Consider the following 21,949-nt stretch of genomic DNA (forward strand, 5'->3'; position numbering starts at 1 on the left):
GATGTGCAAGGCACGTTTCTGGGCAGTCAAACCGAGCTGCTCAAGGCTGCTGTAAATATTATTAAACACGTTTTTTTCTGCTTGGGTTTTATTTTGCGCGGTATGTTACAAGAACAAAAGAATGAAACCAACCCTTCTTTAGGATATTAACTCGCTGTTTTGTATTAAATATATAATGACCATTTAGTTAAATTACACACATATTTATGATTTTGTGAAAGAGTTTTGGTTTCTGGAGCAAGAATGTGACATTAAAATTTAGCTTTTAAATTTGTTTGATGTGATTAAATATTTGCAGCTCCAATAGGTCGGTTTTTATCCCAATATTATACCGTTATCGTTATCTATCATTTAGACAACCTTACTATCCTACCTTTATTCATTTGGGGGTATAACTGGGGGTAAAATTCAAAATACGCAGTTTTAATTTTAATTTATATCATATAGTTAATTTAAAAATATGATTCCCTCTCTCGCCAGAATTTAAAAAGGCTTAAATCTTTCGATTTAAGCCTTTTTCTTTAGTATATTTTCAGCATCACGTTGCTGAAGCTAAACGATAGTAATGATATTCAACATCTTTATCTTTATAAACGGCATAGCTGTTTTGACGGAAATCTGAAATCCACTCTGAACCTGTATACCCTGCAATATGTCCATACACATGATTGTTGGTGGCATCAATGATATAGATATCCCCTTTCTTCGGGTTATTAAATGCAGGTTTAATCTGCTTATAGCCATTTTTCTCTAAAGTATGTCCCCAATTTGCTGCTGCAATTGGGTGATTTGACACATCAGCACCCGCAGTTTGCAATGCTATACGCACATTACGTGCGCACTTCTCTTTGCTTCTACGCGCAGAAATGCTTTCAAGTTTGGTGGAGAATTTAGACACATTGATACGCTGTGCAACAGTATGATGTGTAGTCCGATGTGTTACATGATGGATAGTTTTCGCATGATGGCTTTTTGCAGCCGTGCTATGCTGCTGATGAGCATTATGTGCTTTCTTAACTGCACCACGTGAATGGCGAACGTGAACCTGAACAGAATGTGCATGGGTATCATGTGCATGAACCGCATGGTGAGCATGTATCATTACAAAAACCTATTTTTTTCCATCAAAACATCAACAGCGTGACATTCTAGTAGGAAAGTATTTAAGGTGTGTGAAAGGGTTGTAACAAAGTTTAGGCATTTCACAGGATAAAATGTACTTTTCCCACGTAAATTATCGCTATAGTTCTGATTTAAAAACGATATAACGTATCAACAAACATATTAGAAATACAATTCACACGATCAAATATTGTTCAATTTTAAATGTAACTGAATTTTTTACATCCACAAAACATCTTATTAAAAGGAATAGTATTCACGATTTGCTCACAAAATATACCAATCCTCACAAATTAAACCTATTTTATTAGCACAAATATTTTTAAGCTATTTTGAACTGCGTTTCGTTATGCCAAAGATCAAAAAGGATGATTGCTTGCTATGAAACTATGGTTTAAAAAATATGACCGACTTCTCTTAAGTGTCGGTTTGCTCAAGGTCAGTTTACTTCTAGCACTGATGCTCTCAGGCGGACACATGCGCCCCGATTTATAAAACAAAAAAACTGAACCCCTTTCGAGATTCAGTTCTTCTCATGCTTTAGTTACTTAAGCAGTAGCTGAGGTTACAGCCACGCGCTGTTTAATGAATGCATAACTCACGCCTGTTACCAAACTTCCGATTGCAATTGCCAATAAATACTGCAATGGATGATTGATTGCATTTGGAATCACCAAGGCAATAATACCGCCATGTGGCGTGACCAGTTCACATTTGAACATTGCAACTAGCGCACCTGTCACCGCTCCACCAGCAATGGTACATGGAATCACACGAATCGGGTCTTTGGCTGCAAATGGAATCGCACCTTCAGAAATGAAGCACAATCCCAAGACAATTGCTGCTTTACCTGCATCTTGCTCTGATTTCGCAAATTTATTTTTTGCCAAGAGCGTCGCGATTGCCATACCCAGTGGTGGCACCATGCCCGCGGCCATGGTAATCGCCATCGGGCCATAAGTTTGAGATGTCAGCAAACCCACCGTAAAGGCATAGGCTGCTTTATTGATCGGGCCACCCAAATCAATACACATCATACTGCCCAAGACTACGCCCATGATCATGGCATTGGTTGTACCCATCGTGGCAAGAAACTCTTTTAACAAATCAAAGAGTTCAGCAACTGGATGCCCCACGATATAAATCATGATCAGTCCAACTGCCAAACTTGCCAGTAAAGGAATAATCAAAATCGGCTTTAAGGCTTCCAAACTTGAAGGCAGTTTAACTTTTTTGGCAAGAAACAACGCAATATAACCCGCCAAGAAACCTGCAACCAAACCACCCAAGAAGCCTGCTTGCAGTTGCGCTGCCAGTAAGCCACCAATCAAACCAGGGGTCAAACCAGGACGATCAGCAATCGAATAGGCAATATAACCTGCCAGCATCGGTACCATGAGGGTAAATGCAGCAACACCAATCTGTTTTAAGGATGCTGCAAAACTACCATCAACAGGGTTTAAACCAAACATGAAAGAAATCGCGATGATTAAACCACCCGCGACGACCATTGGCAGCATGAAAGACACACCAGTCAGCAGGTGCTTATAAATGCCAACTTTTTCTTTCTTCTCCGAGCCTTCGCTGTTTGCAGTTGCTTGCTGTTTGCCTGACTCAAGTACTTTTGCTTCTTTGATCGCGCTAGCAAATGCTTTATCAGTTTGCTTGAGCGCAAAGCCTGTACCACAACGATACACGCGCTTGCCCACAAAACGGTCGGTATTGACTTCAATATCAGTCGCCAAAATCACGATATCCGCATCAGCAATGGCTTCAGCAGACAAAATATTCTTTGCGCCAACAGAACCTTGAGTTTCCACATGAATCTCATAGCCCAGTTTCGTTGCACCATGTTGTAGTGCTTCGGCCGCCATAAAGGTATGGGCAACCCCTGTTGGGCAAGCGGTAATCGCGACAAATTTGCGTGCTTCTGTGTTAGCTTGTTGCGGTTGTTCAGCAAGCTCTGTAACTGTTTTAGCAGTCGCCAAAGCCTGTTGCAATAACGCATTTGGATCTTGCTGTGCCTGATCCAAATCAATCAAGGCCACTTTTTGCGTGTCAGCAAGCTGTAAATGAGGTAATTTCTGTCCAAGCACCACAACCACATCCGCAGGCAACGAAGCGACTTGCTCAAGCTCTTCAACAACCTGAGCCTGATGCCCTGCTTTTTGAGCAGCCTGTGCAAGTTTCTTTGCCAAAATCAATGCATTGATGGATTGTTCAGCACTATGCGGCACAAATAAAATCTGATGAATGTCTGACATGGTCTTAACTCAATGAATTGATGGCAATTTGCTGTTTCAGGTTTTCAATCACGGATAAATCTGGCACTTGAAAACCAATTTGGGTCACAGCATGACTGGCAATCGCAGTCGCAGTTTTTAAAATGTCTTCGGCACTTGAATCACTCAACAAACCATGAATCATTCCTGCAACCAAAGAGTCACCTGCACCGACTGTACTTTTAACTTGTACACGTGGTGCTTGAGCATGCAATGGATGGGTTGGATGTAACCAGTTCACACCACCCTCACCCATCGAAACAAGAATATGCTCAATCTGCATATGATCCATCGATTGGAAAAGTTGCTGCTGCTCAGTATAAGTACTTGCAGGCAGATGATAGGTTTCCGTGAGCTCATCACCATTCGGTTTAATCAACCACGGATTCGCTGCAATTGCTGCACTTAACGCCTGACCACTGGTGTCTACAGCGACTTTTTTACCTTGCTGATTCAACCATTCAATCAGTTGTTTCAACTCATTGGCATCAAAACCTGGCGGCAAACTGCCTGCGATCACCACAATTTCGATCTCAGCGAGAACGCTTTGAATCTTGTCAAATAATTGCTGTTTGGCAAGGGCATCAATCTGGACGCCTTTGCCATTAATATCGGTCATACGACCTGAAGCTTCCGCAATTTTAATGTTTTGGCGGGTTTCGCCTGCCACATAGACAAACTGATTTTCAAAGCCTTCTTGGGCAAAGTGTGCATCAAAAATTTGACGATTGTCTGCACCTAGAAAGCCTGTCACGATGACATCATGCCCTAAATCTTTCAGCACTTGCGCAACATTTAAGCCTTTACCCGCAGCATGGGTTTCAACCGCATGATGGCGATTGACTTCACCGACCTGCAAGTTGTCTAGCTGCAAAGTGACATCAATCGCAGGATTGAGGGTCACTGTTAAAATTTTTGCCATACCACTTACTCAACTAAATTACGGACTGCGGTTGCAGTGTCACAAGCTAACGCACGTTGTGCCAATTGCTGACAGTCAGCAAAATTTAACTGTCGAATCTGTGCTTTGACCAATGGAATGCGGGTACTCGACATACTCAGCTCATCCACCCCAAGCCCCATCAATACTGGGACAGCTTTAGGGTCGCCTGCCAATTCACCGCAAATACCGACCCATTTACCATGCTGATGTGCAGCACGTACAGTTTGGTCAATCAGTAATAAAACGCTTGGATGCAAACCATCCGCCTCAGCCGACAACACAGGATGTCCACGGTCAATCGCCATGGTGTACTGGGTCAGGTCATTGGTGCCGATACTAAAGAAATCGACTTCCTGCGCCAAAATTGGCGAGAGCAATGCCGCCGCAGGCACTTCAATCATGATACCCACTTCAAGGTGCTCACACGGATGCGCTGCACGGACTTCATCCAAAATGGCTTTGGCTTCACGCCATTCTTCTACACGTCCAATCATCGGGAACATAATGCGTAAAGGACGATTATCCGCAGCCTTAAGCAACGCGACCAGTTGCTGACGCAGTAATTCCGGTTGACGCAAAGTCAAACGAATGCCGCGTAAACCCAAGAACGGGTTTTCTTCAGGTGCAATCGGTAAATATGGCAATGGTTTGTCACCACCGACATCGAGAGTACGCACCACCAACGGACGACCTGCCAAAGCATCAAACACCACACGATAATCTGCTTCTTGAACGGCTTCGTTTGGCGCGCTGTTATGCGACATAAATACCAATTCAGTCCGCAGTAAACCAATGGCTTCTGCACCATGTTCAACTGCTTGAGCGGTCGCTTGTACTTTGCCGATATTGGCTGCAATCTCGATTGCATGCTGATCCAGCGTAATTGCAGGTTCCAAACAATGCTGCTCGGCCTGCTCACGCAGTTGGCGTTGACGCTCACGCTCAGCAATCGCCTGTTCGATGCGCTCAGCTTCAGGCTTGACGATGAATTCGCCTGTATCGCCATCAATCAGCACAACGCTGTGATTGGGAATATTCAGCACTGCTGAGCCTGCTCCAACCACCGCAGGAATGCCTAAAGCACGGGCTACAATCGCACTATGCGCGCTCGCACCACCAACAGCCGTTAAAATCCCTGCAACACGGTCTTTGTTGAGACGTGCCACATCACTTGGCCCAACATCATGCATCACCAAAATATACGGTTCTTGCGGCTCGGTAATTTCTGGCGCACCACACAAGACCGCAAGGACACGCTCACCAATATCACGTAAGTCTGCGGCACGTTCAGCCAGCAAATGGTCATTCAGTGATTCTTGCGCTTTGGCAGCCGCTTCAATATGTTCATGCCACGCAGCGGCAGCGGATAAATTTTGCTGTACACCGCGTTGTACACTTTGGATTAAATCTGGGTCATCCAGCATTTCCAAATGTGCCATGAAAATCTGTTTGATCGCTTCAATCGAGCTTTGAGCAATAAACTGGCGAATGCTATTTTTGACCTGACGAATCGCGATATCGAGCTTTTCGCTTTCCGCTTTCAGGCTTGAACCAAAACGGTCATATTTAAACTTGCGTGGTTTCACCACATGCGCAGGGCCAAACGCCAAACCAGCCGATGCTGCAATCCCGTGACTTTGATCAGGTACTGCTTGGATTTCTTCTTCAACCACAATGCTCGGAACAGGCTGCGCTGCTGTCGCAGTTTCCTGAACTGGCTCAACTTCTTCACCCAAGCCGTGTTGAACGGCAGCAATCACACTTGCTAATCCCGCAACAGCATCGGTTTCAGGTTCAGCAATAAACGTCAGGGTTTGTCCACGTTTACAGCCCAACGACAACAATTTAGTTAGACTTTTTGCCGAAACAAACTGCCCACCATCGACAGACACCTGAATCTCACCTTGGAAAGCCTTACAGGTATTCACCAACTGCGTTGCAGGTCGTGCGTGCAACCCATGTGCATTGGCCAGTACCACGCGCTGCGATACCCAATCAGGAATAATTTCTGCACCAATCAACTGGGCAATTTGCTGCGCATCTTTTTGCTGACTCAAGCTTTGTAACTGCTCAGGATCAAAGAAAATGTCCATAAGTCGGTTAAACTGGGTCATATCGAGTTGTGGATTGCTGGCAATACACAACAACGTGCCGAGTTGCTGACCTTGATACTGAATCGGCTGTTCAGCCTGAATAATGCTGACCGCAGGGCTCAACACATGCTGGCTCGCAGTAATCGACCATAAGTCTTCACCCAAATGAATCATATTTTTGGGTTGTAACTGGCTCAGGAAGCCACATTCCACCATTTTTTGTTGTTTCAACAATTGGCTGGCTTGCCAGATAAAATCATCCAGATCAGACACAGCCACTTGAGTGGCAATCAAGTTTTCATGCAATGCCAAAGATGGCGGCTGTGCCTGTAAAAGTTCAATAATTTGCTGAGCCGATTCGGCATTTTTCACGCGCTCAGAAACATCATCGAGCAAAGCTCGGGTCAGAATTTGTAAAACTTGTAAATGTTCATCTGACTTTGCAGCAATCACCACTGCCAAATAAATTTTATTTTCACCATCCCAGACCACACCTTCAGGAAAGTGGGCTAAACGCACCCCAGTCTCTAAAATATACTGGCGCGACTGTGGTGTTCCATGCGGAATGGCAATGCCTTGCCCCAAGTAAGTTGCACTTTGTTGCTCACGTCCAAGTAAACCCTGAATATATTCAGGCGTAACCAGTTGATCTTCAACCAAAATATCCACTAGACATTGCAACGCCTGAGCTTTATCTACAGCATGCTGATTCATCCGAACATGTTGTGTATCTAGCGCTAACATAAGAATTCCTTGAAAAACATCATAAGTCGAGTTGAGGCGGTGCCTTTCTAGAGAAAAAACGAAAGGCGGATTCTACTCGGGTTTCCTCTGAAAATCAGTTTTTTTGATCATCATCGCTTGGATTTTTGCGGGGTAAAATCATAGCTTTTAAATATTAATTGAGAATTAAGCTTTTGAGTGTAACGATTGTACAAAAGCGCACCACACTTGCATCTGACTTGGCTGATTCAGGCATTTATCTATCAATCTGCAATGCTCAAGTGAAAACAGGACTATAATGCCGACATTCTTATTTGCATCAGAGTTTTGCGATGACCCCTGCCTGTAAATTACTCCAATCGAAAAAAATTACATTTAGCGTGCATGAATATGAGCACGATGCCAATGCCAAAAGCTTTGGACTTGAAGCGGCTGAAAAGCTGAATTTAGCCGTCCATGAAGTGTTTAAAACTTTATTGGTGACGGATGATAAAAATCACTTTGTGGCTATCTTGCCTGTACAACATCAGTTGAACTTAAAAAAAGTAGCGACCGCATTAGGTTGCAAAAAACTGCACATGGCAGACCCGAAAGATGCTGAACGCCTCACAGGTTACTTGGTCGGTGGAATTAGTCCATTGGGACAGAAAAAACGTCTGAAAACCGTGATTGATACCAGTGCACAAGTTTTAGGGAAAATGTATGTCAGCGGTGGCAAACGTGGTTTGGATATTGGCTTGTCCCCACAAGATTTGGCTCAATTACTCGGAGCAAACTTTGCCGATGTGGTCGATGTCTAAAACAAAAAAAGACCTCTGATGAGGTCTTTTTTTACAGCGAGTTATCTCTTAAACGAATTGTAGAAATACCCAGAATAATGAAGCAGAAAGCACCATTGCACATGGCAAGGTCAATACCCATGCCATCAGGATGCTTTTCACCGTTGCCCACTGTAAACCTGATTTGTTGGCGGTCATGGTTCCTGCCACTGCACTATTCAAAACATGCGTGGTGCTGACAGGCAAACCAAACTTATCCGCAGCAATGATCGTCCCCATCGCGACTAGCTCAGCCGACATCCCTTGACCATAAGTCAAATGCGTCTTACCAATACGCTCACCAACCGTCACCACAATACGTTTCCAACCGACCATGGTCCCTAGGCCGAGCGCCAACGCTACAGCCACTTTCACCCATGTTGGAATATATTGGGTGGCTTTATCGATATTCTGACGATAGTCATCAACCGTTGCTTTTTGCTCAGCTGACAATTGTGCCAAGTGATTACCTTTATCCAACTCTTTCAAACTGGCATTGCTCAAGTACATATCATTGCGCAAGTTGACTGTTGCTTTCTCAGGCACTTTTGACATGCTGCCATAGCTTGCAACTGCCTCACCCAAATGGTTCGACAAACTTGCAACTGCTGGCATGACTTGCTGGTTATATTGATGCGTTTGAATAAACTTGGTTAAAACATCACGGGCTTGCAGCTCAGGCATATTCGGTTGATCAGCCACCAGAATATGCGCGGTTTTTTCTGACAATGCTGCAAAAGACTGAACTTGTGCAGGATCCATGGTTTTATTGAGTGAATAGGCAAGCGGTACAATCCCGATCAAAATCAGCATGATCAAGCCCATACCCTTTTGACCATCGTTTGAACCGTGGGCAAAACTCACCCCTGTACAGGTACAAATCAGTAAAACACGTACCAAGAATGAAGGTGGTTTATTGCCCTCAGGCGCAACAAACAATTCCTTTTGGCGTTTTTTCATTACCAGCTTTAACAACAAGAACGCTGCTGCTGCTAAACCAAAACCAATCAACGGTGAGAAGAACAATGCTTTGGCAACCTTAAGCACTTGCCCCATATCAACACCACTTACCCCATCTGTTGCCGAGTGCAACAACTGGTTCATGATGCCTACACCAATAATGGAACCAATCATGGTATGTGAACTTGAAGCAGGAATCCCAAAGAACCATGTGCCCAAGTTCCAGATAATCGCTGCGATTAATAATGCAAACACCATGGCAAAACCAGCGCCACTGTCCACATGCAGAATCAACTCAACAGGCAATAACGCAATGATGCCGTAAGCCACTGCACCACTCGCGGTTAAAACACCGAGAAAGTTAAAGAATCCAGACCACATGACTGCAACAGGCGCAGGCATGGCGTTGGTATAAATCACGGTTGCAACCGCATTGGCGGTGTCATGAAAACCATTGACAAACTCAAAGCCCAAAGCAATCACCAAAGCCATACCGAGCATGATGAATGAGAACAGGCTTAAAGGTGGAACTTGAGATAAATCAAATGTGAGCTGTACACCGATATAGGTCAGTGACGCCAAAACCACCACAGCAAAAACGTATTTAAACCAGCTTGGTGAAGGAGCATGAATATTATTAGAAGAAGAATTTTTAATCGTTGGGGCAATTACTGGCGTTGAATTCGCATCAGTAATAATAGATGCCTGTTGATTCATGTGATCTGCGACATATCATAAAATTGTGCAAATTTTGCGACTGTATTATGACAATTAAATGACATTTGTAACTTAGACGACATAAAATTTTGCGAGTTAGGCAAACCTAGGTTAATAGTTCCAATAAATTTCAATTTAAAATGTCTTTTTAATGAAGATAAAGTTTAATTTAAACAATAAATTTCAAAAACTTAATTTAATTACTGATCAAAAAAACCTTATATTTTTACTTGAAAAGCAGATTATTATTTTTTTGCACCATTACAAAACATTATTCTGACACCTAAAATAGAAATCACGTCTCGCGCTTAATTTTAAAGCACAAGCTTCCCTTCAACTTTTATGCACTTATTTAGAGCAAGAATCTTTTTAATCATTTCCTCACAAAATACCCTATCTTTTTTGATGCACATCATATTTTTTGCACAATTTTGTGCCAATTTTCATATTTTTTTATAATTCACGGTGTCAAGCAAAAATATTTTTACATCACCCTATAAAATTAAATAAATTTTAATTAATTCAGTCATAATTTAAAAAAACTTGATTAGATAATCTCATGCTCGATAGTAAACAATGCCAAGCTTTTTTGGCCGTTGCCGAAACAGGTAGCTTTGAATATGCCAGCTTACAGTTACATCTAACAGCATCGGCAGTGTCTCTTCGTGTACAGGCCCTCGAACGTCAGCTCGGACAAATGCTACTGATTCGCGGACGCCCTTGTCAGACAACACCTGCTGGTGAACAGCTTTTGCAGCACCTACAACGCCAACGTTTTACAGAACAGAATTTCCTGCAAAACCTACAAGGAAAACAAGACAATTCAGAGTTCATCAAAGTCACTATTGCCAGTAATGCAGATTCTCTCGCCACTTGGTTACTGCCTGCATTGCAACAAACTGTCATTCAACAAAAAATTGCTTTAGAGATTCGCTTAGACGATCAATCTCTGACTCATACCTTACTTGAAGCTGGTCAAGTACATGCCTGCATTTCAGTTGAAGCTCATCCATTGCGGGGTTGTCTAGCCAAACCTTTGGGCTATATGCGTTACAAGATGGTCGCTACGCCTGCTTTTGTTGGAAATTGGTTTAAAAATGGCATTTCTAGACAAAGCTTAATGCAAGCTCCTGCCGTGATTTTTAATCAAAAGGATCATATGCATCACAATATCTTGCTTAAGCTCCATGGTCTCACTTCAAACTGCTATCCACACCACTTTATTCCCTCTTCAGAAACCTTTGTACATGCGATTCATCGTGGGCTCGGCTATGGCTTAGTCCCTGATTTACAAATAGGTTCTGCACTTGAACTCGGTGAATTGATTGAAATCATGCCCGAAGCGCAAACCGATATCTTGCTGTATTGGCATCATTGGCAACAACAATCTACACAACTCCAGCAGCTCACCAAACAGATTTGCCAAAATAGCCAACGTTTTTTATACCCCGCCTAACATTTAAACAAAAAATAATTTTTTTTAGATATATAACTGCTTCTGCAACAAAACCCCTCAATACCTCCATTTTTCAGGCGTTATCCTATTGTATTGTAGCGCCGAGTTATAAGGAGAGATTCATGAACAAAGTCAAAGTGGTCTTAGGGAGCTTAGCTGTCATCTCAGTATTGAGCTTATCAGGCTGTTGTCTACTAGATCCATTCTGGTGGGCAGATGGTCCACATGGTGGTGGTCATTATGATCGTGGTTATCATGATGGTGGTTATCATGGTGGTGGTCACGGTGGCCATGGCGGTGATCGCGACTAGAGGTAAGTAGATAAGTCACACTTGTCAACAGCAGTGCCTGATTGTATTTCCTACAAACGAGCACTGCTTTTTTACACTCAAAATATATTCTATAAATAATTTATATTTTTTAAAAAAATTATGAACATTTTTAAATAAAATTAAATATTATCTTTTCCCGCTATACCCTCCAAACCAACAAATAGCTAAAAAATTAAAAATAAACCAATTAAAACAAAATCTTATTTTAAATTAAAAATCCATCCTCCAACAAATAAAGACTTAATTTTTTTAAGGCTTTAGTACCAATTTTTGCATCATTTTTTTACATTGGCCCTTCCCCCTTATTTAGAAATGGCTCTCGTTTATTGGCCTCTTAAACGACAAATTAAAGTTACTGGAAGTATGCATACTCGACTGTTTGTTGTTCATCTTGTTGTAAAAAAAGCCAATTCGACTTTAGTCCAACACCATGTACAACAACACATTTGCAGGACATTTGCGCTCAAATGCGCAAAATCCTAAGTAATGAATTAAGGAAAATCTTATGACAACACATCAAGCGCTTTATGTGCATGTTGCTACAGGCAGTTGTCATTTTTGTGGTCATCGAACGACCTTTTAAGGTCGCCTCCGTTCCAATGCTGCTGTAATCACTGTCTTGCATGACTCAGTGAACCTACAGATACAACATCCTTTTCTTCTTACGACAGGATCGTTTAGGCATGTCCTTGCTGCGTACGTACACACTCATTCTGATGAGCCTGTACGTTTTATAGATTCATTTTTTTCTTTTTTTGAAGGTTGTTTATGACGCAGACAAATGAGGCCAATCCCTCCTCTCAAGATTTAAAACACGGGCTTAAGTCACGTCATCTCACCATGATCTCAATTGCTGGTGTAATTGGGGGATCATTATTTATTGGCTCAGGAAGTGTAATTTATTCTGCTGGTCCAGCTGCTGTTATTGCCTATGGATTAGGTGGCTTACTTATTCTCTTTATTATGCGTATGTTGGGTGAGATGGCTGTTCTCAACCCAGATACTGGTTCATTTTCAACGTATGCTGACCGCGCAATCGGACGTTGGGCTGGCTTTACGATTGGCTGGTTGTACTGGTGTTCATGGGCACTTCTGATGGGCTGGGAAGCCTATGTTGCAGGTAAAATCCTCAACAGCTGGTTCCCACTGATTCCTGTCTGGATCTACATGATGGCAGTCATCATCACATTAGTCCTAGTTAACCTGCAAAATGTGAAAAACTACGGTGAATTTGAATTCTGGTTTGCTCTCATCAAAGTCATTGCCATTATTATCTTCTTGGTGATTGGTAGTGCTGCTGTCATGCATATTTGGCCATGGGGTGAGGCATCTGCTCAAGGCTTTACCAACCTAACGTCTCAAGGCTTTATGCCTAACGGCTTCTCATCGATTATTACTGCACTTTTAGGTGTAATGTTCGCTTATATCGGTGCAGAAATCGTGACTGTTGCTGCAGCTGAATCAGACAACCCTTCACGTGAAATCCGCAAAGCATCTAACTCTGTAGTTTGGCGTATCCTATTGTTTTATGTAGGTTCAATGTTCATTACTGTGTGTTTGATTCCACACAACAACCCATTACTTAAAGATGCAACTTGGGGTACATACAGCGTAACGTTAACAGCATTAGGCATTCCTGGGGCACGCCATATTGTGAACTTTGTTGTACTGACTTCTGTATGTAGCTGCTTTAACTCTGCACTTTATACCTGTTCACGTATGTTGTTCTCTTTATCTAAACGTGGTGATGCGCCGAAAAACTTTGGCTCAATCAACAGTAAAGGCAGTCCTTGGGTTGGTGTATTGGTGTCTTGTACCTTTGCCGTATTTGCCGCGATTCTAACAGCAACAGGCAGTATGGATGTTTATGACATCTTCATGCTCGCAACAGGGACTGCTGCACTGTATGTTTACCTGACCATTGCCTGCTCACAACTTCGTTTGCGTAAGAAACTAGAAGCTGAAGGCCAAAAAATCGACTTTAAAATGTGGCTATTCCCTTGGTTAACCTACGGTGTGATTTTCACGATTGTGGGCGCAATTATCGCAATGCTCATTGAAGGCACGTACTTCAAAGAAGTGATCTATACTTCAGGCTTAGCTTTATTTATCGTAGCTGTTGGTTTATTGGCTCAGAAATATAACTGGGGCAAGCAGCATGAACAAAATGCAGAACTGAATTTGGATAAAACTTCAAATTAATCTGCTTGTATTTAAAAACCCACCCTGTGTGGGTTTTTTTATGTCTTTAAATATGATGTCAAGCCATCAGCCATCAGCCAAAAATAGCTTTTCCATGCACAACAAACACGAGCATCCCTTTATTTTCTGAGAAAATAGTTTCTAATTTCACTTCGCATCATTTAAGTGCATAAATAAGAAATACATCTCTAAGATTTACATTATCCTGCAATGTTTCACCCAACCAATTTTACGCACCAAAATAAAGCAAAACCAACTTCTACAGATCTGTCAACGTATTGTTAAGATGCCTGTCCTCTTATTCAGTATGCTGTCCACAATATTTCATTTTATTTGGACTTTCCCCTCAATGTGACTATAACAGCCTTCAAAAATTCGCATTTCCATCAAAATTTCTTGAGATCAAGACAAAATGTCATATTTATGCAAAAAATTTTAAGTATTTTTTTAAATGATTTTTATTTGAATTTTCACGCTTAATTAAAACCACAAAAACAATCAAGTAATTTTTTGTATATTATTAATATTAATACAAATATAAAAAACCAAACGGTCAAAACAAATAAGAAAAGTCACTCTCTTTTTATGGGTAAAGAACCAATTTGTACAGTTATTTATAGAATTGGCTCTTTCCCCATGTCGAAAAATGGCTCTAGTTTATTGATCAATGAAACGACAAATTAAAGTTACTGGATGTACACATACACAAACATGACTGTACAAAAAATTGTTTACTTCAATTTGGCGTCAGTTCAAGAATTTGTAGGATGTCTGTATTACTCATACGGCGTTCTAAATGAATTAAGGAAAATCATATGGCAACACATCAAGCTCTTTATGTGCATGCCGCTCAAAGCGGTTGCCATCTCGTAGCGACTGACCTTTTCAGTCAATCAGCTTGTTTTTTCTCTCTTGGGGTCATTGGTTCTCTCGCCAATGAAATTGCATTGCCAAGTTTAAGCAATGCAGGTTTTCTCTCTCCTTTTTCCTTGCAGAGTAGTTAAGGCTCGCCCTTGCTGCGTAACGTGTAATTCCTTCGGGCAATTGGACGTTCAATCTAGATATTTTTTAATTTGAAGGTTTTTTTATGACGCAAGCAAATCAAGCCTCTCTCTCTCAAGGCTTAAAAAATCGCCATGTCACCATGCTTTCTATTGCAGGTGCAATTGGCGCAGGTTTATTTGTCGGTTCAGGACATGCGATTGCTGCTGCTGGACCTGCTGCTATCTTGGCTTATATTCTTGCAGGAACGCTGGTCGTACTCGTGATGCGTATGCTCGGTGAAATGGCCGTTTCTCAACCAGATAGTGGTTCTTTCTCAACTTATGCTGATCGCTCAATTGGTAAATGGGCTGGATTTACCATTGGTTGGCTGTACTGGTGGTTCTGGGTATTGGTGATTCCATTTGAAGCCAATGCTGCTGCTTCCATCATTAACTCTTGGATGCCAGATGCACCTATTTGGCTACTTGCTTTCCTTATTACTGCCGCTCTGACTGTCACGAACTTATTTAGCGTAAAAAATTACGGTGAATTTGAGTTCTGGTTTGCATTAATCAAAGTTGTTTCAATCATTGCATTTATTATCTTTGGTTGCGCAGCTGTCTTTGGTTTCTCTCCAAATCCAGAAGTCAGCGGGGTTAAACACCTATGGGATCATGGTGGTTTTATGCCAAATGGTTGGGGGCCAGTCTTGGCAGCTCTTTTAACCACCATGTTCTCATTTATGGGTTCTGAAATTGTCACGATTGCTGCAAGCGAGTCAAAAGACCCTGAACATCAAATCACCAAAGCAACAAATTCTGTGATTTGGCGTATTGCATTGTTCTATATCGTATCAATCTTCATTGTAATTGCACTTGTACCGTGGAATGACCCACGCTTACCAGACATGGGTTCATATCAAACTGTATTGGCATCACTACAAGTGCCACATGCAAAACTTATGGTTGATATTGTGGTTCTGACTTCTGTTGCAAGCTGCTTGAACTCAGCACTCTACACAGCATCTCGTATGGTGTATTCATTGGGTGTTCGTGGTGATGCACCTGCATTCACCAAACGTGTGAACAAACAACATACCCCTGTCGCTGCTGTATTACTTTCAACTGCTGTGGCATTCATCTGTACCTTTGCCAACTACGCAGCACCAAAAGCCGTATTCAACTTCTTGCTTGACAGCTCTGGCGCGATTGCATTGTTGGTTTACTTGGTGATTGCATGTTCACAATTGGCAATGCGTAAGAAACTGGTTGCTGCTGGCAAACCATTGACAATGAAAATGTGGTTCTTCCCTTACTTAACTTGGGCAGTGATTGTCTTCATCATCGCAGCACTTGTGATCATGGCATTTGACCCAGCACATACCCATGAAATCACTTCAACCGCAATTCTCAGCGTACTGGTTGTGATTTCAGGTCTGATTGTGACTAAACGTCGTAGCGAAAAAACAGTTTCTGCTGCTGCCGAGAGTAAATAATCCTCTTAGCAAATTAGAGATCATCCACCCAATTCATACAGGCAGATTCTTCTGCCTGTATGCACAAGATTGATGTTAGATAAAAAGTAAATCTGTGAGGTTATTTTTTTTTAAAGTTACTGGGCTTGGCATGGGTTCAGTAATGTTAAGTCTCCAATTCCAGACTTGACGAACTGACACAGCAATTATTTTTAATGACATCAAGGCGGTCTACGGACCAAGGAAAACAAGGAGATTTGGCGATCTCCTTGTTTTTTTTATTTTAGTTCAGTGTCGGCACACCCGCTTCACGCAAGCACTGCAACAACACACCAAATGCCATCACCATGTCTTTTTCATTGACACAGGCAAAGCCCATCAGCAAACCACGCTGCGCACGCGCATGAGACTGCATATAGTATTGCGACAACGGACGTACCTTCACTCCACGTTCCAAGGCTGTCGTCGCAATCGCAACATCATCACAGTTGGTTGGAAGTTTCATCACCAAATGCAGACCTGAAGCTTCATCGTACTCATGCAAAAACTCTTTGCCTAAATAACGATAAATCAAGTCAATCAGGAATGAACGGCGCTTGCCATACAACAGACGCATACGGCGAATATGCGCTTCATAATGCCCTTCGCGAATAAATTCAGCCAATGCCTTTTGAACCAGCAAATGCCCACCGCGATACAGCTCAGCCGCCACAATTCGTAAAGGTGAAAATAATGATTTTGGCACCACCATATAACCCACGCGCAATGCCGGATAAATGGTTTTACTAAAAGTTCCCATATAAATCACAGGTGCATCAGGTTCCAAGCCTTGTAAAGATGGATACGGCTGTCCTGAAAAACGGAATTCACTGTCGTAATCATCTTCAATAATCCAACTTCCATGCTGACGTGCAATACTCAAGAGCTGCTTACGACGTGCCAGACTCAGGTGTGAGCCAAGCGGATACTGATGCGATGGCGTCACAAAAATCAGTTTGGGTGCTTGCTTTGGGTTTTCTTCAGGAATAATCCCTTCAATATCGACAGGCATTGGACGCAAGTGCAATCCGTTAATCCGTAAAGTATTACGCATTCCCCAATAAGCAGGATCTTCAATCCAAACATGATCACCAATATCACTCAGCGCACGAGAGACTAAATCAATGCCCTGATGAATGCCTTCGGTAATAATAATCTGGTCGACATCACACTGGACTGAACGCGCCACACGCAGATAATCTGCCAGAGCACTACGCAGCTCGACACAGCCCCCAGCATTACTGTAAATCAGGCGGTTAATATCTGGTTCACGGCTTAAACGGGCTTGAATTCGGCTAAAAACATGATGCGGAAATTCGGTGACATCGGGTGCACCTGGCACAAAAGCCCCCCACTGATGCGGAGATGCAGCCGCATAGCCGACCAGACTTGCACCACGGTGTGACAAGGTATAACTATGCTGTGGGAGCTCTATCTGTGGTTGGCGTTTCTTTTGCTGACTATTTAAAAACGCTTCTGGCAGTTTCTCTGCCACCCATGTGCCATGTCCTGTCCGTGCCTCAACATAACCTTCGGCTTGCAGCTGCTCATAGGCTGAAAGCACCGTATTGCGGGACACATGAATTTCACCCGCCAAATCACGCGAAGCAGGCAACCGAGTTTTAGGTTGCAATACCCCTTCCACAATGGCACTACGCAAACAACGAAACAACCGTTGATGTAGCGTACCCTCGGTGTCTTGTTGTAATCGTTGCAACAAATGATCTCCAAGCAGGCTACGCAATTGGCTCTCTCCTTCTGTATTAAAGTGGCTCTCGTTACTTGCCGCCTAAAGCGCGAAATTATAGCGATACACAGTTATTGTAAACCATCATGACTGATCATGATGCTATACATACGTACAAGCTGTAACCGATGACGAAAATGAGGGATTAACATGAGCGATAAACATACTGCACTGAACGAGCGCAAACAACAAGCGACTCCACGTGGCGTAGGTGTAATGTGTCAGTGGTATGCAGAAAAAGCAGAAAACTCAACTCTTTGGGATGCTGAAGGCAATCAATTCATCGACTTTGCTGGTGGTATCGCGGTACTGAACACGGGTCACCGTCACCCGAAAGTGATCGCTGCTGTAACTGAACAGTTAACTAAATTCACGCACACTGCTTACCAAGTTGTTCCTTACGAAAGTTATGTGGCTTTAGCTGAACGTATCAACGAACGTGCTCCAATCGAAGGCCCTGCAAAAACTACATTCTTCTCTACAGGTGCTGAAGCTGTAGAAAATGCGGTGAAAATTGCACGTGCTTACACTGGTCGTCACGGCATCATTACTTTTGGTAACGGTTTCCACGGTCGTTCTTTCATGACTATGGCAATGACTGGTAAAACTGCACCTTACAAACGTGACTTCGGTGTTATGCCTGCTGGCGTATTCCACGCACGTTACCCAGTTCCTGCAAAAGGCGTGTCTATTGATGATGCGATCGAAAGCATCGAAAACATTTTCAGTGAAGACGTTGCAGCGCATGACGTTGCAGCAATCGTTCTTGAACCAGTTCAAGGTGAAGGCGGTTTCAACGTTGTTCCTGCTGAATTCTTAAAACGTCTTCGCGCACTTTGTGACAAACACGGTATCTTAATCGTTGCTGACGAAGTTCAATCAGGTTTTGCACGTACTGGTAAATTGTTCGCAATGAACTACTACGAAACTAAAGCTGACTTGATCACTATGGCGAAAAGCTTAGGTGGTGGTTTCCCAATCTCTGGTGTTGTTGGCCGTGCCGAAGTCATGGACGCTCCAAACCCAGGTGGTTTAGGTGGTACTTACGCAGGTAGCCCAGTTGCAGTTGCTGCTGCTCACGCAGTAATTGACGTGATTGAAGGCGAAAACCTTTGCGAACGTGCAAACGAATTGGGTGCTGAGCTTGTTGCAACTTTAGAAGACATCAAAGCAGCAACTGGCGACGTCGTGACTCACATCCGTGCTTTAGGTTCAATGATTGCTGTTGAACTTGAAACTGCTGACCAAGCAAAAGCAGTTCAAAAACATGCAATGGACAACGGTCTATTGATCCTAACTTGTGGTAAATACGGTAACGTGATCCGCTTCTTGTATCCATTGACTATTCCAGTTGAACAATTCCGTCAAGGTCTAGACATCTTGAAACAAGGTTTTGCAACTTTGAACGCAACAAATGCAGCGGAGCAATCTGCATGATCCAAGCTAACTTGCAGTATTTGCTAAAGCACGCTGATATTTCGTTTGAAGCACCTGCTTCAGACGACTATATCAAAGTGAATGACGCTGCTACAGGTGAAACGCTGGCGTGGGTGAAAACCTACGACAGCGCAGCTGTTGAAGCCGCAATTTTACGTTCTGAAAAAGCACAGGCAGCTTGGAAAAAGCAAACTGTGACTGCACGTGCAGACGTACTCTGGGCATGGTACAACCTCATGCTTGCTCACAAAGAAGATTTGGCACAAATCTTAACGGCTGAGCAAGGTAAACCACTGGCTGAAGCACGTGGTGAGATTGGTTATGCAGCATCTTTCGTACGTTGGTTTGCTGAACAGGCACGTCGTATTGATGGCGAAGTTTTACCATCAACTCAACCACAACAACGCTTACTTGTGATTAAACAAGGCATTGGTGTGACGGCAGCGATTACGCCTTGGAACTTCCCAGCGGCAATGATCACCCGTAAAGCAGCGCCAGCCATTGCAGCAGGTTGTTCGATGTTGGTTAAACCAGCAGAACAAACGCCGTTAACTGCGTATGCCCTTGAAGTTCTTGCACTGCAAGCTGGCTTACCTGTAGATGTTCTGATCAACATTAGCGGTGATGCAGCAGAAGTCGGCAAAACTTTATGTGACAGCGACATCGTGCGTAAACTCAGCTTCACAGGTTCAACCCAAGTGGGTCGTATCTTGATGCAACAATGTGCACCAACCATCAAGAAACTTTCTCTTGAATTGGGCGGTAATGCACCTGTCTTGATTTTTGATGACGCAAACTTGGATCAAGCGGTTCAAGGCATCATGGCAAGTAAATACCGTAACAGCGGTCAAACTTGTGTATGTGCAAACCGTATCTATGTTCAAGATGGCATTTATGATGCATTGGCTGAACGCCTCGTTGAAACTGTGGCTAAACAGTTGAAAGTGGGTGACGGTCGTCATGAAGGTTCAACTCAAGGTCCGTTGATTGACGAAAAAGCAGTCGCTAAAGTTCAATCACACATTGATGATGCAGTGGCTAAAGGCGCTCAAATCCGCATTGGCGGTCAGCGTTCTGAGCTTGGTGCAACATTCTTTGAACCAACCGTGTTGACTGGTGTGACTCAAGACATGAAAGTCGCTAAAGAAGAAACTTTTGGTCCGCTTGCTCCATTGTTCCGCTTCAAAACTGAAGACGAAGCTGTGGCGATGGCAAACGACACTGAGTTTGGCTTGGCAGCTTACTTGTTCACTCAAAACACAGCACGTCAATGGCGTGTGGGTGAAGCACTCGAATACGGTATGGTCGGCATCAACACTGGTGCGATCTCCAACGAAATTGCACCTTTTGGCGGTGTAAAACAATCAGGTCTTGGACGTGAAGGTTCAAAGTTCGGCATCGAAGAGTATCTCGAAATGAAATACTTGTGTGTTGACCTTTCTGAATAATCGTTCAGACAGCCAATTAAAGAAACCAGTCTCGCCCATTCGATGACTGGTTTTTTTATGCTTGCTGTTTAGCTTGGTTTGATGATTGATTTTGATTTTGTTTTCGAGAAGCCACCATGGCCCAATAACTGGCCAGTGCTGGCCCCGAAATGTTATGCCACAAACTGAAAATAGCACTCGGCAAGGCCGTTAATGGCGATGCCGCAAAATGTACGGCTGCCAAGGCAACACCCAAACCTGAGTTTTGCATACCCACCTCTATCGCCACCGCTTTACTGTCAAAATAAGACAAGCCTAAAAAGCGGCTCGCGCCAAAGCCCAATAAAAACCCAAAACCATTATGTAACGCTACAATCAGCAAAACCAATAAACCTGATTGCAACAACGCCGCTTTACTGGCCGCAATAATCGCTGCGACAATCAGCACAATCGCGATGACTGAAATCAATGGCATGATTTCGACATAAGTTTTGATCTTATTTTTCAGCACTATACGTACCACCAAACCCAAAGCAATTGGACACAGCACTACCTGCAAGATTGACAGCAGCATGGAACTGGCATGAATCTCAATCCATTGACTGGCAAGCACATAGAAAATCGCTGGGGTTAAAATTGGGGCAAGCAAAGTCGAGACTGAGGTACATGCCACCGACAATGCAGTATTACCTTTTGCCATAAAGGTAATCACGTTCGAAGCGGTTCCACCAGGACAGCAACCCACCAAAATCACCCCAATTGCCAATTCAGGTGGTAACTGAAATAGCTTGCACAACAAATACGCCAGACTTGGCATCACGACAAAATGTGCAGCAACCCCAATTAGCACCGCTTTAGGATTTTGGGCGACACTTTTAAATTCGCCGAGCGTCATGGTCATGCCCATCCCGAACATGATAATCCCGAGCATGAACGGAATATAATGCGTCAGCCAGACAAAATATTGCGGCAGAGATAATGCAATGGTGGCAAACAACACCACCCACAGTGCAAAACTTTTCTGAACAAACTGAATAATGGATAAAAATAATTTCATGAAATCACGCTGCAAACGAGGCTTGCAGCATCATCTCAGAAATAAAACAGAAAGAAATATCGGTTTTTTACCGTTCGATAGAATAAAACGCAATTTTTTATCAAAAAGTATCCACCTCGGCAGAGATTAAACACGA

14 protein-coding genes and 2 pseudogenes are annotated in these 21,949 nt (G+C 43.0%); 8 read left to right on the plus strand and 8 right to left on the minus strand.

Features of this window, described 5'->3' with window-relative positions; translation table 11 throughout:
- Nucleotides 1-538: 538 nt before the first annotated feature.
- From C1A47_RS15215 to fruB, 5 genes and pseudogenes are all read right to left on the minus strand, one after another.
- The gene (locus C1A47_RS15215; RefSeq protein WP_111895874.1) at nt 539-1,102 is read right to left on the minus strand and encodes a CHAP domain-containing protein; all 564 of its coding nucleotides are present in this window, start codon (nt 1,100-1,102) and stop codon (nt 539-541) included.
- A gap of 568 nt (nt 1,103-1,670) precedes the next feature.
- Entirely contained in the window at nt 1,671-3,386 is a 1,716-nt protein-coding gene (locus tag C1A47_RS15220) for a fructose-specific PTS transporter subunit EIIC (protein WP_111895875.1), read from the minus strand.
- A gap of 4 nt (nt 3,387-3,390) precedes the next feature.
- The gene (gene pfkB, locus C1A47_RS15225) at nt 3,391-4,326 is read right to left on the minus strand and encodes a 1-phosphofructokinase (RefSeq protein WP_111895876.1); all 936 of its coding nucleotides are present in this window, start codon (nt 4,324-4,326) and stop codon (nt 3,391-3,393) included.
- A gap of 5 nt (nt 4,327-4,331) precedes the next feature.
- A pseudogene (gene ptsP / locus C1A47_RS18035) lies at nt 4,332-5,981 on the minus strand (phosphoenolpyruvate--protein phosphotransferase); the annotation flags it as partial.
- Nucleotides 5,982-6,058: 77 nt separating this feature from the next.
- Nucleotides 6,059-7,184, minus strand: a pseudogene (gene fruB / locus C1A47_RS18040) (fused PTS fructose transporter subunit IIA/HPr protein); the annotation flags it as partial.
- 311 nt (nt 7,185-7,495) lie between these two features.
- On the opposite strand from fruB, the gene ybaK reads away from it, so the two are divergent.
- Nucleotides 7,496-7,963 (plus strand): Cys-tRNA(Pro) deacylase, encoded by a 468-nt coding sequence (gene ybaK / locus C1A47_RS15235; RefSeq protein ID WP_111895878.1) that lies wholly within the window; start codon nt 7,496-7,498, stop codon nt 7,961-7,963.
- Between the two features lie 48 nt (nt 7,964-8,011).
- On the opposite strand, the gene C1A47_RS15240 is transcribed toward ybaK, so the two are convergent.
- Nucleotides 8,012-9,658: an inorganic phosphate transporter gene (locus C1A47_RS15240; protein WP_111895879.1), complete on the minus strand. Its 1,647-nt coding sequence runs from the start codon at nt 9,656-9,658 to the stop codon at nt 8,012-8,014.
- A gap of 559 nt (nt 9,659-10,217) precedes the next feature.
- On the opposite strand from C1A47_RS15240, the gene C1A47_RS15245 reads away from it, so the two are divergent.
- From C1A47_RS15245 to gabP, 5 genes are all read left to right on the plus strand, one after another.
- Nucleotides 10,218-11,114 carry a LysR family transcriptional regulator ArgP gene (locus C1A47_RS15245; RefSeq protein WP_111895880.1) on the plus strand — a complete coding sequence of 299 codons (897 nt, stop codon included), beginning with the start codon at nt 10,218-10,220 and terminating at the stop codon, nt 11,112-11,114.
- A gap of 122 nt (nt 11,115-11,236) precedes the next feature.
- The gene (locus tag C1A47_RS15250; protein ID WP_111895881.1) at nt 11,237-11,425 is read left to right on the plus strand and encodes a hypothetical protein; all 189 of its coding nucleotides are present in this window, start codon (nt 11,237-11,239) and stop codon (nt 11,423-11,425) included.
- 789 nt (nt 11,426-12,214) lie between these two features.
- Entirely contained in the window at nt 12,215-13,648 is a 1,434-nt protein-coding gene (locus C1A47_RS15255) for an amino acid permease (protein ID WP_111895882.1), read from the plus strand.
- An 815-nt stretch (nt 13,649-14,463) separates the two neighbouring features.
- On the plus strand, nt 14,464-14,652 hold the full coding sequence (locus tag C1A47_RS15260) for a hypothetical protein (protein ID WP_111895883.1): 189 nt from the start codon (nt 14,464-14,466) through the stop codon (nt 14,650-14,652).
- Nucleotides 14,653-14,735: 83 nt separating this feature from the next.
- Nucleotides 14,736-16,127: a GABA permease gene (gene gabP / locus C1A47_RS15265; protein ID WP_111895884.1), complete on the plus strand. Its 1,392-nt coding sequence runs from the start codon at nt 14,736-14,738 to the stop codon at nt 16,125-16,127.
- 262 nt (nt 16,128-16,389) lie between these two features.
- Here the strand turns inward: gabP and C1A47_RS15270 are convergent, their stop codons facing one another.
- Nucleotides 16,390-17,889 (minus strand): PLP-dependent aminotransferase family protein, encoded by a 1,500-nt coding sequence (locus C1A47_RS15270; protein ID WP_111895885.1) that lies wholly within the window; start codon nt 17,887-17,889, stop codon nt 16,390-16,392.
- A gap of 153 nt (nt 17,890-18,042) precedes the next feature.
- On the opposite strand from C1A47_RS15270, the gene gabT reads away from it, so the two are divergent.
- Nucleotides 18,043-19,329: a 4-aminobutyrate--2-oxoglutarate transaminase gene (gene gabT, locus C1A47_RS15275; protein ID WP_111895886.1), complete on the plus strand. Its 1,287-nt coding sequence runs from the start codon at nt 18,043-18,045 to the stop codon at nt 19,327-19,329.
- A complete protein-coding gene (locus tag C1A47_RS15280) occupies nt 19,326-20,777 on the plus strand; it encodes an NAD-dependent succinate-semialdehyde dehydrogenase (protein WP_111895887.1) in 1,452 nt (483 codons plus the stop codon). Before gabT ends, C1A47_RS15280 begins: the two co-directional genes overlap by 4 nt.
- Nucleotides 20,778-20,832: 55 nt before the next feature.
- Here the strand turns inward: C1A47_RS15280 and C1A47_RS15285 are convergent, their stop codons facing one another.
- Nucleotides 20,833-21,813, minus strand: a complete 981-nt coding sequence (locus C1A47_RS15285) for a bile acid:sodium symporter family protein (RefSeq protein WP_111895888.1) — start codon at nt 21,811-21,813, stop codon at nt 20,833-20,835.
- Nucleotides 21,814-21,949: the final 136 nt, after the last annotated feature.

The sequence above is a fragment of the Acinetobacter sp. MB5 genome (assembly GCF_003261585.1).
In the GTDB taxonomy this organism is placed as follows: domain Bacteria; phylum Pseudomonadota; class Gammaproteobacteria; order Pseudomonadales; family Moraxellaceae; genus Acinetobacter.